Origin of the sequence: Actinoplanes sp. NPDC048791, assembly GCF_040650095.1 — a bacterium.
Taxonomy (GTDB): domain Bacteria; phylum Actinomycetota; class Actinomycetes; order Mycobacteriales; family Micromonosporaceae; genus Actinoplanes.
Genome location: NZ_JBEZGQ010000176.1, coordinates 1 through 11581, shown reverse-complemented (window position 1 = coordinate 11581; position 11581 = coordinate 1). Strand labels below are relative to the sequence as shown.

Below are 11581 nucleotides of genomic sequence, written 5' to 3'. Positions count from 1 at the left end.
CCTCGCTGACCGAGGTCGTCGACGCGCGGTGCGACAGCCTCACCAACTGCACCTGCGCCGACTGCCCGATCCCGTTCCTCACCATCGGCACCGCCGACCGGCGCGACAACATCGGAGAACCTGCATGAGTCTGCCCATCCGACCACTCACCGGCACGGAACCGCACCCGCCAACTACACCGACGGCTGGCAACGCCCCGCCGACCCGGAGCAAGGTCACCGGCGCTCTGGCCGCGCTGGCATGTGCCGCCTGCTGCGCGATCCCGCTGCTGATCACGGCCGGCGTGCTCACCGGCGCCGGCGCGGCGATCCTGGAGCAGACCCTGCTCGCGGTCGCCGCCGCCCTGGCCGTGCTCGCGCTGGGCATGTGGTGGCTCCACCGCCGCCGCAACGCCCGCCGCGCCACCGTGGCAGGCAGCGGTTGCGGATGTGGCGGCGCAGGGTGCGGCTGCTGAAACACAGCCGCTGTGGCACCGCACCCGCCGTTGCCGCACTTCACCGGTGTGGTGCGATACGCCCATGACGATCATCCGATCCATCCTGCTGTTCGTCGTCGCTGCCATCGCTGAGATCGGCGGTGCCTGGCTCATCTGGCAAGGCGTCCGCGAACACCGGGGCCTGCTGTGGATCGGCGCCGGCATCGCCGCCCTCGGCGCCTACGGCTTCGTCGCCACCTTCCAACCCGACCCCAACTTCGGCCGCATCCTCGCCGCCTACGGCGGCATCTTCGTCGCCGGCTCGCTGGCCTGGGGCGTCGTCGTCGACAAGTTCCGACCCGACCGTTACGACCTGACCGGGGCCGCCATCTGCCTGATCGGCGTCGCGGTGATCATGTACGCGCCCAGGCACTGACTCACCGCGCCTGGGATGCCGATGGGGCTCTCGACGAGCCGTCTGTGTCCGGTCGGAAGGCAGTCTACGTTTCAGGCCAATTCTTGGGCAGCCTTCGACGAGGGTTCAAGGCCAGGTGCGGATCGCGCAGCTTCTCGTCGTCGTGATCGAATGTCGCCGATCGTCACGATGCACGCGAGGGGACAATCGGTGGGCGCTACAGCACAGGATTGGCAATGGCGGCAACGCCGTCGCTCCGCGCTGGTGGTCGGTACCGCGGTCGTCCTAGCGATCATCACGGCGGCTGTCGTCTGGGTGTACGAGCGGCAGGCAACACCCCAGGCTGGGGCGCCGCAGCCGTCCGCGTCCCCCTACACCACGCCGAGCAGAGCCCCGCGAGTCGCCGCGGTCACGTATGAAGTGTCAGGCGAGGGGCGAGTGGACATCTGGTACACCGATCCAGCACGCACGGAAACCACGACCATTAGGCATGCCCGCGCGGACGAGCCGCGCAGCTGTACCTCAATCTGTAGTGGCGGACTTCGTGCAGTACACCTTGGATGACGGCACGGACGTGTTGTTTGAGTCGGCCGAGAGCAATCTGGTGCTGGTCCTGAGGCTCGCCGGCAATCGCGCGGTCACTCTGACCCTTCGCGGACGGGGACCGCCACGGACCCTGCCGCGCACGCGGCGGGGCTCCAACGGCTTAACGCCCGGGCGATGGCCGAGCTCACCCCCGCCGAGCGGGCCACGGTGACAACGGCCGCGCATACGGTCGCCGGCTCGGGTGCCGCGTACGGCGCCATGACGGCTGTGGGGCGGGCCCGGACTCTCGCCGCCGCTCTGCGTAGCTTCCGCCCGGTGCTCGTGCTCGGCGACCCCGAGCTCATCAACACCGGTCCCCGCAGCGCGACCGACACCGCGAACATCGCCACGCTGGTCACCAGCGCGACCGCTCTGATCGGGCTCGTAATGGCGCCGGCGGCCACGGCGCACCTGGGCGACGTCTTCGGCGCCGCGAACGTCGCGAGCGCCCGGGCGTGCTACGCCGCGGCGGCCGGCCGCCTGGCTTACCTGCACACCAACGGATCGGATCGTCACCGATCGCTCCGGTTACAACGCCGAGGTCGGGGTCGGCGGCCTCACCAACAGCGCCCGGATGGCACTGTCCCCGCAGACGATCGACACGCCCGGCACTGACGCCGCCACCGTTCTCGTTCTGCACGAGTCCATGCACGCCGGAAACGCGACGGTCAAGGATTACGGTTACCTGGGAACGCCGGGATTAACCACTCTCCCGAACGCCACTAAGCGCGACAATGCGGCAGCAATATGAGGTGCTGGCTCGCCGTATCAAGGGCATGGCGCACGCATATACCGGAACGGTATTCGTGCCGGCCGGGACATCGGTCACGGTGGGCGGGGTCGTGCACACTGCCGCTCCGCTCACGCCGCTCGAACAGGCGAGCCGCAACGCCTCCGAGGTGACCCGCGCTGCCTGGAACATGGGGTTGAACATGCACAGCCTTTGGGTGGGGCTCAACCTCAACCAGGCGGAATGGTCCACGCTCGACCTCTCGGTGGCGTATGGGGTGTCGGCGCCGCGCTTCTCTGGCTTTGGAGGTCTCCACCAGCACCGTTTGTAGGTCAGTGCTGATACCGCCCGGACCAGGAGAGCACCCTAGTGTTGGTGGGAGTTGACACCACCCTGGCGGGCGCGCAAGCGGAGCGAGTCCGAGCAGATTGAGCGGAGGTGGGCGCGTGTCGGCGACGAAGCTTCTGGTGCTCGGTATCGTGCACCTCTCCGGCGGCGCGTTCTGTACCGCGCGACAGCTCGGGGACGTGACGAGATGGTCGAACTGGTCCGCGACGGTCTGCGGCGCACCCATGACCCGGACATGCTCAACGCGTCCATCGCCATGTTGCCCATGCTGACCAGGGCAGATGCCATCGCGCATGTTAACGAGCGGGTCGCGCGCCTGGAAGCGGAGCTCGTAGTGCAGGCCAAGTGGCGGGAGCACCCCAATCGGGACATGGCCGATGATCCGGGTTCGTCGCGAACGGTCTCCGATCACCTCAAGATACGCTCCTAATCAACCTTGACTAGATGTTTCCTCCTCGTGTACTTTGGCCAAGTAATCAAACTTGACTAGCTCAACCAATCCGTTCGCACCACCGAGAGAAGGAATCGAACCCATGGGAAAGTTCGCGATCGAGACGCGAGGGTTGAGCGGAGGTGGGCGCGTGTCGGCGACGAAGCTTCTGGTGCTCGGTATCGTGCACCTCTCCGGCGGCGCGCATGGCTACCAGGTGCGGTCCGAACTGCAGAGCTGGGGTGCGGAGAGTTGGGCCAAGATCAAGCCCGGCTCGATTTATCACGCGCTGAAGAAGGCGGCGGCTGATGGCCTCCTCACCGAACACGCCGAGCCGGGCAACTCTGGGCCGGAGCGCGTTCTGTACCGCGCGACAGCTCGGGGACGTGACGAGATGGTCGAACTGGTCCGCGACGGTCTGCGGCGCACCCACGACCCGGACATGCTCAACGCGTCCATCGCCATGTTGCCCATGCTGACCAGGACAGATGCCATCGCGCACGTTAACGAGCGGGTCGCGCGCCTGGAAGCGGAGCTCGTAGTGCAGGCCAAGTGGCGGGAGCACCCCAATCGGGACACCCCCGAGCACGTCCGCGATCAGGCCGAACTGTGGGCGGGACACGCACGCACCGAACTGGAGTGGGCGAAGAGCCTGAGCAAACGACTGTCTGAGGGCGCCTACACCATGGCTGATGATCCGGGTTCGTGGCGAACGGTCTCCGATCACCTCAAAATACGCTTCTAATCAAACTTGACTAGATGTTTCGTCCTCGTGCACTTTGGCCAAGTAGTCAAACTTGACTAGCTTAACTAATCCGTTCGCAACACCGAGAGAAGGAATCGAACCCATGGGAAAGCTCGCGATCGAGACGAGAGGGTTGAAGAAGAGCTTCGGCAAGACCCACGCGGTCGCCGGTGTCGACCTGGCCGTGAGCGCCGGGGGCGTGTACGGCGTCCTCGGTCCGAACGGGGCAGGCAAGACCACCGCGATCCGCATGCTGGCGACGCTCCTGCGCCCCGATGCCGGAGAGGCGCAAGTGCTCGGCTACGACGTCGTGCGTGACGCCCGGGCGGTGCGGAGCAGGGTGGGCCTCACCGGGCAGTTCGCGTCGGTCGACGAGGACCTCACCGGGGTGGAGAACCTGTTGCTGCTCGCCAGGCTGCTCGGCTACTCACGCCGCCGAGGCAGGGAGCGGGCGGCCGACCTGCTCGACGCGTTCGGTCTTGCCGAGGCGGCTGACCGGCAGGTGAAGAAGTACTCCGGCGGGATGCGCCGGCGGGCCGGCCCGGCCCCGCCGAAGAACGGATCCGGCACGGCGGCGCCGGGCCGCTCACCGAAGAGCACACCCACGGGGGTACGCCGGTACGTGTGCCCGACCCCAAGATCCTCAGCAACGGCACGCAGCGTGACGTCGGCGAACGTCTCGACGGGGTTGGTGACCACGCCGAGCATCCGCTTCGCCTGGTCGTAGTAGGGCGCGAGCTCGGCCTTCCAGTCGGTGACCGACGCCCACTGCGGATCGCCGAAGAACGCGTCGGGCGGCTCGTAGAGCGTGTTGGCGTACCCCAGCGAACCGCCACCGACCCCGGCGCCGGACATGACCAGCACGTCGCGGAGCAAAGTCAGCCGCAGAATGCCGTAGCAGCCGAGCGCGGGGGCGTAGACATAGTCCCGCAGCCGCCAGGAAGTCCTGGCGAACTGCTCGTCGGTGAAACGCCGGCCGGCTTCGAGCACGCCGACCCGGTAACCCTTCTCGGTCAACCGCAGCGCGGTGACACCCCCACCGAAGCCGGAGCCGATGACCAGGACGTCGTAGTCGTACGCCATGAGCTACCGTGGCACCGTTATTGTCGGGCTGTCAATAAGGGGTGCCGGTGATGCTGGCTCATGAGCGTCGCGGCAGCGGGCCCCCGTTGGTCCTGATCCACGGGCTGGGCAGCCGGCGCCAGGTCTGGGATCCGTTGATCGCCGAGCTGGCCCGCCACCGTGAGGTGATCGCCGTCGACCTTCCCGGCTTCGGCGAATCCCCGCTCTGGCCGCCACTCGACGACCCGCGCCAACCCCACAGGGCCGGAAGGCCCAGCCGTGCAACGGCCGGCCCCACAACGCCCGGCCCCACCACGCCCGGCCCCACCACACCCGGCCCCACCACACCCGGCCCCACCACGCCCGGCAATGCAACGCCCGGCAATGCAACGCCCAGCAATGCAACGCCCGGCGACGCAACGCCCAGCAATGCAACGCCCGGCAATGCAACACTCGGCCCTCCGACGCCCGGCCCCACAACGCTCAGCCCGCTGACACCTGACCCTGCAACGCCCGGCTTCACCGACAACCCGGCAGCGGACGACCCCAGGGGCTTCGAAGCCGCACCCGTTCCCGGGTCGGTAGGTCACCTCGCCGATGTGGTCGCCACGTTCCTCGACGGGCTCGGCCTCGACCGGCCCGAACTGGCCGGCAGCTCCCTCGGCGGCGGCATCGCCCTGGAACTCGGCCGGCGCGGCCGGGCGTCGGCCGTCACCGCGTTCGCCCCCATCGGTTTCTGGGGTCCCGTCGGCCGACGCTGGTGCCAGGCCGTGGTCGGCGGCGCCCGCGTCCTGGGCAGCGCCCTCGCGCCCGCCCTCCCCCGCATCTTCGCCACCCGGGCCGGCCGCGTCGCCCTCTGCGGAATCTTCTACGGCCACCCGAGCCGGCTGTCGCCCGAGGACTGCCTCGGCTCGGCGCGGGCCCTGTCGCACGCGCCGGGCTTCGCCGCCGCGCGACGCGCCTTCGGCGTCTGGCGACTGCCGGTCGGCGCCGATCCCGGTGCGCTCACCGGCATCCCGGTCACAATCGCCTGGGGTACGCGTGACCTGGTCCTCCCGCACCACCGCCAGGCCGCCCGGGCCCGCGAAGAGCTGCCCACCGCCCGGCACGTCCTGCTGCCGGGCTGCGGACACCTGCCGTTCGCCGACGACCCGGCCCGCTGCGCCGAGCTATTGACAGTCCGCCAATAACTGGCCAAGGTGGAGTCATGGGAGCCTCACCGTGGCGCGAGCCGGAACACGACGAGCTCGCCGAGCTGGTCCGGGCCTTCTTCACCAAGGAGGTCCGGCCGCACGCCGACCGGGTGCTCGCCCAGGGCCACCCCGATCGGGAGCATTACCGCAAGGCCGGTGACCTGGGTCTGCTCGGCCTCTCGGTGCCGGTCGAGTACGGCGGCGGAGGCGGCAACTTCACCCACGAGGCCGTGCTGCTCGACGAGCAGATGCGCTCGGGCGACAGCAGTCTCGGGCTGGCTGTCCACAGCGGCATCGTCACCGGCTACCTGGTGGCCTACGGCACCGAGGAGCAGAAGCAGCGCTGGCTGCCCGGCCTCTGCGCGGGCACCCTGATCGGCGCGATCGCCATGACCGAACCGGACGGCGGCTCGGACCTCCAAGCCATGCGCACCCGGGCCCTCCGCGAGGGCGACGACTACGTGATCAACGGCGCGAAGACGTTCATCAGCAACGGCGGCCTGGCCGACATCGTCATCCTGGCCGCCAAGACCGACCCGACCCAGCGCGCCTCCGGCGTCTCCCTCCTGATCTGCGAAGTCAGCGACCCCGGCAAGGCGGGCGCAGAAACGCACGAAAGCGGCAGCGTCCGCGAGGACGACGCGACACGGCACGGGCCGACCGGCTTCCGGCGGGGCCGACTGCTTTCCAAGATCGGTCTCAAGGGCAACGACACCGCCGAGCTGTTCTTCGACGACTTCCGGGTCCCGGCCACCAACCTTCTCGGCGGCACCGAAGGCCTCGGTTTCGCCCAGCTCATGGGCCAGCTCCCCCAGGAGCGCCTGGTCATCGGCATCGGCGCGGTCGCCGCCATGGAACGCGCGATCGAGCTCACCGTCGCCTACGTCAAGGAGCGCACCGCTTTCGGCAAGCCGCTCATCGGGCATCAGAACACCCGCATGGTCCTCGCCGAGTGCGCCACCCGTACCCGGGTCAGCCGGGTTTTTCTCGATGACTGCATCGCCGAGCATGTCCGCGGTGAGCTTGATGTCGCCACCGCTGCCATGGCCAAGTACTGGCTCACCGACGGGCAGTGTGAGGTGGTGGACCGGTGCCTGCAGCTGTTCGGTGGCTACGGCTACACGACCGAATACCCGATCGCCCAGATGTACGCCGATGCCCGCGCCCAGAAGATCTACGGCGGGACCAACGAGATCATGAAGGAGCTGATCGCTCGTGCGCTCTGACGGTCAGGCGTACGTCTTCGACGCGGTGCGCACGCCGCGGGGCAAGGGGCGGGCCACCGGTTCGCTGCACGGCGTCAAGCCGATCTCGTTGACCGTCGGGCTCATCGACGCGTTGCGGGAACGGCTGCCCGGCCTCGACACCGACCGGCTCGACGACCTCGTGATGGGCATCGTCACGCCGGTGGGTGAGCAGGGCGGTGACCTGCCCCGGGCGGCGGCGTTGCTGGCGGGTCTGCCCGACCACGTGGGCGGGGTCCAGCTCAACCGCTTCTGCGCCTCGGGGCTGGAGGCCGTCAACGTCGCCGCGGCCAAGGTGCGGTCGGGGTGGGACCACCTGCTCCTGGCCGGCGGCGTCGAGTCGATGTCACGGGTGCCGATGGGCTCCGACGGCGGCGCCTGGGCGATGGATCCGGAGACCGCGCTGGCCACCTCCTTCGTGCCGCAGGGCATCAGCGCCGACCTCATCGCCACCCTCGAGGGCTTCAGCCGGGACGACGTGGACGCGTACGCGCTGCGGTCGCAGGAGCGGGCGGCCAAGGCGTGGGCCGGTGGGCACTTCGCCCGTTCGGTCGTGCCGGTGCGGGACCGTACCGGTGGGGTGATCCTCGCCGCGGACGAGCATCTGCGGCCCGACACGACCCGGGAAGGTCTCGCCGAGCTCAGCCCGTCCTTCGCCGGCATCGGCGCGGCGGGCGGCTTCGACGCGGTGGCGTTGCAGAAGTTCCACTGGCTGGAGGAGATCGACCATGTGCACCACGCCGGGAACTCCTCCGGGATCGTGGACGGTGCGGCGCTGGTGCTGATCGGCTCCGACACGGCCGGGCGGGAGCTCGGGCTGACACCGCGCGGGCGGATCGTCGCGGCGGCGGTCAGCGGGGCCGATCCGACGCTGATGCTCACCGGGCCGATCCCGGCCACCCGCAAGGCGCTGGCCACCGCCGGGCTCGGCGTCGAGGACATCGACCTCTTCGAGATCAACGAGGCGTTCGCGGCGGTGGTGCTCAAGTACATCCGCGAGCTGGGGCTTGATCCCGAGCAGGTGAACGTGAACGGCGGGGCGATCGCGCTGGGGCATCCGCTCGGGGCCACCGGCGCCATGCTGCTCGGCACCGCGCTGGACGAGCTGGAACGCCGGGACCGGCACCGCGCCGTGGTCACCCTGTGCATCGGCGGCGGCATGGGCGTCGCCACGATCATCGAGAGGTGCTCATGACCGGCACCATCCGCTACGACCGTGAACCCGGCGGCGTCGTCACGCTGACGCTGGACGACCCGGGCCAGTCGGCCAACACCATGAACAGGGCCTACGCCGCCTCGATGACCGCGGCTGTCGACCGGCTGGAGGCCGAGCGCGACGAGATCACCGGGGTCATCGTCACCAGCGCCAAGCGGACGTTCTTCGCCGGCGGGGACCTGCCCGAGATGATCAAGGCGACCCCGGCCGACGCGCCGGCGCTGACCACGCTGCTCACCACGATCAAGGCGGACCTGCGCCGGCTGGAGAAACTCGGCCGCCCGGTGGTCGCGGCGATCAACGGCTCCGCGCTGGGTGGCGGGCTGGAGATCGCGCTGGCCTGCCACCGCCGGATCGCGCTGGACGCGCCCGGCTCCCGGATCGGCTTCCCGGAGGTCACCCTCGGCCTGCTGCCGGGTGCGGGCGGCGTGACCCGGACCGTACGGATGCTGGGCCTGGCCGACGCCCTGACCAACATCCTGCTGACCGGGCGGCAGTTGCGCCCCGCCGCCGCCCGCGCCGCCGGTCTGGTGGACGAGGTCGTGGACACCGCCGAGGAGATGCTGGCCGGGGCGCGGGCCTGGATCGCCGCGCACCCCGACGCGGCCCAGCCCTGGGACCAGCCCGGCTACCGGATCCCCGGCGGTGGCCGTGAACTGGCCGCACAGCTGCCGGCGTACCCGGCGAATCTGCGCAAGCAGCTGAAGGGCCGCCTGCCGGCACCCGAGGCGATCCTGGCCGCCGCGGTCGAGGGCGCCCAGGTGGACCTGGACACGGCGCTGACGGTGGAGACCCGCTATCTGGTCTCGTTGCTGACCGGGCAGATCGCCAAGAACATGATCGGGGCGTTCTTCTTCGACCTGAAGGCGGTCAACGACGGCGCGAGCCGGCCCGCGGTCGAGGTCGCCCCGGTGACCCGGGTGGCGGTGCTGGGCGCGGGCATGATGGGCGCCGGGATCGCGTACGCGTGCGCCCGCGCCGGCCTGTCGGTGGTCCTCAAGGACGTCACCGAGGAGGCCGCCCAGCGCGGTCGCGCGCACGCCGAGAAGCTGCTGTCCCGCGAGGTCGGCAAGGGCCGGCTGGACGCGGACCGGGCCGCCGCCGTGCTGGCCCGGATCACCGCCACGGGTGAGGTGGCCGCGCTGGCCGGCTGTGACGCCGTCATCGAGGCCGTCTTCGAGGACCCCGCCCTCAAACACGCGGTCTTCGCCGAGGTCGAGCCGGTGCTGGCGCCGGACGCGCTGCTCGCCTCGAACACCTCCACGCTGCCGATCACCGGCCTGGCCGACGGGGTGAGCCGCCCGGCGGACTTCATCGGCATGCACTTCTTCTCCCCGGTGGACCGGATGCCGCTGCTGGAGATCGTGGTCGGGCGGCAGACCGGCGACGCGGCCCTGGCCCGGGCCTTCGACCTGGGCCGGCGCATCGGCAAGACGCCGATCGTGGTCAACGACGGCCGGGGCTTCTTCACCAGCCGGGTCATCGGGCGCTTCCTGGACGAGGCGATCAGCATGCTGGCCGAGGGCGTTCCGGCGCCGTCGATCGAGCAGGCGGCGCTGCAGGCGGGCTATCCGACCGGACCGCTGGCGCTGGCCGACGAGGTGTCGCTGACCCTGATCCGGCGCATCCGGCGCCAGTTCGAGGCGGCCGCGGACGGGAACTTCCCGGTGCTGCCGGCGCACGCCGTGGTCGACCGGATGCTGGACGAGCACGACCGCCCCGGACGGGCCGCGGGCCGCGGCTTCTACGACTACGACAACGGCAGCCGGGGCAAGCTGTGGCCCGGCATCGCCCGCCTGGCCACCGCGGAGGGCCGGGCCGTCCCGCTGATCGACCTGCAGGAACGGATGATGTTCGCCGAGTCGCTGGACGCGTTGCGCTGCCGGGACGAGGGCGTGCTGCGCTCGGCGGTGGACGGTGACATCGGCTCGCTGCTCGGCATCGGCTTCCCGGCCTGGACCGGTGGGGTGCTGCGCTACGTCCAGCAGTACGCGGGCGGACCGGCGGGTTTCGCCGCGCGCGCCACGGAACTGGCGAAAACCTACGGCGATCGTTTCACCCCTCCCCCGGGGCCGGCCGACCGCTGACCCCGGCCGGCCAGGGACGGCATCAGGCGGGGCGGACGTCGAGGCCCAGCGCCATCGCGACGACCACCGCCTGGTCCGCCGTGATGATCGCGTGGCGGATCTCGGTCGTCGCCGGATCCAGCGCGGACAGGTCGGTGCCGCGCAGGTCGGCGCGGGTGAAGTCGGCGTTGCGCAGCGAGGCGCCGGACAGGTCGACGCCGTGGAAGGTCGCGCCCTGGCAGCGGGCCCCGGTCAGGTCCGCCTCGCGCATCCGGACCCCGGTGAAGGTGGCTGTGCCCAGCGCCGCGCCGGGCAGCCCGGCGAAGGACCAGTCGCCGTCCTCGACCGTCATGATGTCGTACGTGCAGCGGTCGAACATGCTGCCCACGAGCTTGCACCGGGTGAACGTGGCGTCGAAGAACGAGCAGTTGGTGAAGGTGCAGTTGACGAACGCGACGTCGGTCTGGACCGAGCAGTTGAACCGCACGTCGCGGAAGGTGCACTCCTCGAACTCGACGGCCTGCAAGGTCGTCTCGCACAGGTCGAGGTCGACGAAGGCGATGCGCTCGTGCCGCTTCTCGTCGCCGACGCCCTCGTCCCACTCCTCGGTGCGCACGACGCGGTGCGTCTCAGGTGCCATGCCGGAGACCCTAGAGGGCACCCCCGACACTTTCCGGGCCAGGAGAAGCTTCACCAGGTGAACTCGCGGCCCTCCGCGCTGCCGCCCGGGAACAGCGACCGGCCGGTGTACTCCCAGGACTCCACCACCACGTAGCGGCGGCCGCGCGGCGCCTTCAGGTCGACCGGCCCGCAGGTGTGTTCCGGGGCGAAGTCCGTGAACATCATCGCCTTGCAGGTGTACGGCCCCGCGGCGACCTCACCCGTGGCCGTGTCCCGCACCGACAGGGAGATGTCGGCCTGGACACCCGGTCCCGCCGACATGTGACCGACCACCCGGATCGCCCCGCCGACCGCGTGGCACGGCTGGGCCAGCACCGGGTGGCCGATGTCCCAGTCCAGCTCGTCGCCGCACTGCCACGGCCCGAACGTGGCCTCGGCCTGCGCCCCGCCGGGTCCCGCGGACGCCCCGACTGCCGCCGGGCCCGCGGAGACACCGACCGAGGCACCGGCC

General features: G+C 70.4%; 12 protein-coding genes and 2 pseudogenes. 11 read left to right on the top strand and 3 right to left on the bottom strand.

Annotation, left to right across the window (positions count from 1 at the left end):
• Nucleotides 1-124: 124 nt before the first annotated feature.
• The 7 genes and pseudogenes from AB0C29_RS15765 to AB0C29_RS15735 form a co-directional block, all read left to right on the top strand.
• A complete protein-coding gene (locus AB0C29_RS15765) occupies nt 125-454 on the top strand; it encodes a hypothetical protein (RefSeq protein WP_360820702.1) in 330 nt (109 codons plus the stop codon).
• A gap of 64 nt (nt 455-518) precedes the next feature.
• A complete protein-coding gene (locus AB0C29_RS15760; RefSeq protein WP_360820700.1) occupies nt 519-851 on the top strand; it encodes a YnfA family protein in 333 nt (110 codons plus the stop codon).
• Nucleotides 852-1550: 699 nt separating this feature from the next.
• The gene (locus tag AB0C29_RS15755; RefSeq protein ID WP_360820698.1) at nt 1551-2030 is read left to right on the top strand and encodes a hypothetical protein; all 480 of its coding nucleotides are present in this window, start codon (nt 1551-1553) and stop codon (nt 2028-2030) included.
• A gap of 119 nt (nt 2031-2149) precedes the next feature.
• A complete protein-coding gene (locus AB0C29_RS15750; protein WP_360820696.1) occupies nt 2150-2476 on the top strand; it encodes a hypothetical protein in 327 nt (108 codons plus the stop codon).
• A gap of 204 nt (nt 2477-2680) precedes the next feature.
• Nucleotides 2681-2923 carry a hypothetical protein gene (locus AB0C29_RS15745; RefSeq protein ID WP_360820694.1) on the top strand — a complete coding sequence of 81 codons (243 nt, stop codon included), beginning with the start codon at nt 2681-2683 and terminating at the stop codon, nt 2921-2923.
• Between the two features lie 103 nt (nt 2924-3026).
• Nucleotides 3027-3668, top strand: a complete 642-nt coding sequence (locus AB0C29_RS15740; protein WP_360820692.1) for a PadR family transcriptional regulator — start codon at nt 3027-3029, stop codon at nt 3666-3668.
• A 103-nt stretch (nt 3669-3771) separates the two neighbouring features.
• Nucleotides 3772-4203: pseudogene (locus tag AB0C29_RS15735) on the top strand (ATP-binding cassette domain-containing protein); the annotation flags it as partial.
• Here AB0C29_RS15735 and AB0C29_RS15730 read toward each other — a convergent pair.
• Nucleotides 4200-4751, bottom strand: a pseudogene (locus AB0C29_RS15730) (FAD-binding protein); the annotation flags it as partial. The pseudogenes AB0C29_RS15735 and AB0C29_RS15730 overlap by 4 nt on opposite strands.
• A gap of 50 nt (nt 4752-4801) precedes the next feature.
• Here AB0C29_RS15730 and AB0C29_RS15725 point away from each other — a divergent pair.
• From AB0C29_RS15725 to AB0C29_RS15710, 4 genes are read left to right on the top strand one after another with little or no spacing between them, the layout of a single operon-like run.
• On the top strand, nt 4802-5920 hold the full coding sequence (locus AB0C29_RS15725; RefSeq protein WP_360820690.1) for an alpha/beta fold hydrolase: 1119 nt from the start codon (nt 4802-4804) through the stop codon (nt 5918-5920).
• 17 nt (nt 5921-5937) lie between these two features.
• Nucleotides 5938-7149, top strand: a complete 1212-nt coding sequence (locus AB0C29_RS15720) for an acyl-CoA dehydrogenase family protein (RefSeq protein ID WP_360820688.1) — start codon at nt 5938-5940, stop codon at nt 7147-7149.
• On the top strand, nt 7139-8362 hold the full coding sequence (locus AB0C29_RS15715; RefSeq protein ID WP_360820686.1) for an acetyl-CoA C-acetyltransferase: 1224 nt from the start codon (nt 7139-7141) through the stop codon (nt 8360-8362). The genes AB0C29_RS15720 and AB0C29_RS15715 overlap by 11 nt, the downstream gene beginning before the upstream one ends.
• Nucleotides 8359-10470: a 3-hydroxyacyl-CoA dehydrogenase NAD-binding domain-containing protein gene (locus AB0C29_RS15710; RefSeq protein ID WP_360820684.1), complete on the top strand. Its 2112-nt coding sequence runs from the start codon at nt 8359-8361 to the stop codon at nt 10468-10470. The genes AB0C29_RS15715 and AB0C29_RS15710 overlap by 4 nt, the downstream gene beginning before the upstream one ends.
• 22 nt (nt 10471-10492) lie before the next feature.
• Here the strand turns inward: AB0C29_RS15710 and AB0C29_RS15705 are convergent, their stop codons facing one another.
• Both AB0C29_RS15705 and AB0C29_RS15700 read right to left on the bottom strand, forming a co-directional pair.
• Nucleotides 10493-11089 carry a pentapeptide repeat-containing protein gene (locus AB0C29_RS15705; RefSeq protein WP_360820683.1) on the bottom strand — a complete coding sequence of 199 codons (597 nt, stop codon included), beginning with the start codon at nt 11087-11089 and terminating at the stop codon, nt 10493-10495.
• A gap of 50 nt (nt 11090-11139) precedes the next feature.
• A partial coding sequence (locus AB0C29_RS15700; RefSeq protein ID WP_360820681.1) for a hypothetical protein occupies nt 11140-11581 on the bottom strand: 442 nt, incomplete at its 5' end.

Excerpts from the sequence above, each read along its gene's own strand:
- AB0C29_RS15765 (WP_360820702.1), top strand. The coding sequence starts at position 125 with ATGAGTCTGCCCATCCGACCACTCACCGGCACGGAACCGCACCCGCCA.
- AB0C29_RS15760 (WP_360820700.1), top strand. The coding sequence starts at position 519 with ATGACGATCATCCGATCCATCCTGCTGTTCGTCGTCGCTGCCATCGCT.
- AB0C29_RS15755 (WP_360820698.1), top strand. The coding sequence starts at position 1,551 with ATGGCCGAGCTCACCCCCGCCGAGCGGGCCACGGTGACAACGGCCGCG.
- AB0C29_RS15750 (WP_360820696.1), top strand. The coding sequence starts at position 2,150 with ATGCGGCAGCAATATGAGGTGCTGGCTCGCCGTATCAAGGGCATGGCG.
- AB0C29_RS15745 (WP_360820694.1), top strand. The coding sequence starts at position 2,681 with ATGGTCGAACTGGTCCGCGACGGTCTGCGGCGCACCCATGACCCGGAC.
- AB0C29_RS15740 (WP_360820692.1), top strand. The coding sequence starts at position 3,027 with ATGGGAAAGTTCGCGATCGAGACGCGAGGGTTGAGCGGAGGTGGGCGC.
- AB0C29_RS15725 (WP_360820690.1), top strand. The coding sequence starts at position 4,802 with ATGCTGGCTCATGAGCGTCGCGGCAGCGGGCCCCCGTTGGTCCTGATC.
- AB0C29_RS15720 (WP_360820688.1), top strand. The coding sequence starts at position 5,938 with ATGGGAGCCTCACCGTGGCGCGAGCCGGAACACGACGAGCTCGCCGAG.
- AB0C29_RS15710 (WP_360820684.1), top strand. The coding sequence starts at position 8,359 with ATGACCGGCACCATCCGCTACGACCGTGAACCCGGCGGCGTCGTCACG.
- AB0C29_RS15705 (WP_360820683.1), bottom strand. The coding sequence starts at position 11,089 with ATGGCACCTGAGACGCACCGCGTCGTGCGCACCGAGGAGTGGGACGAG.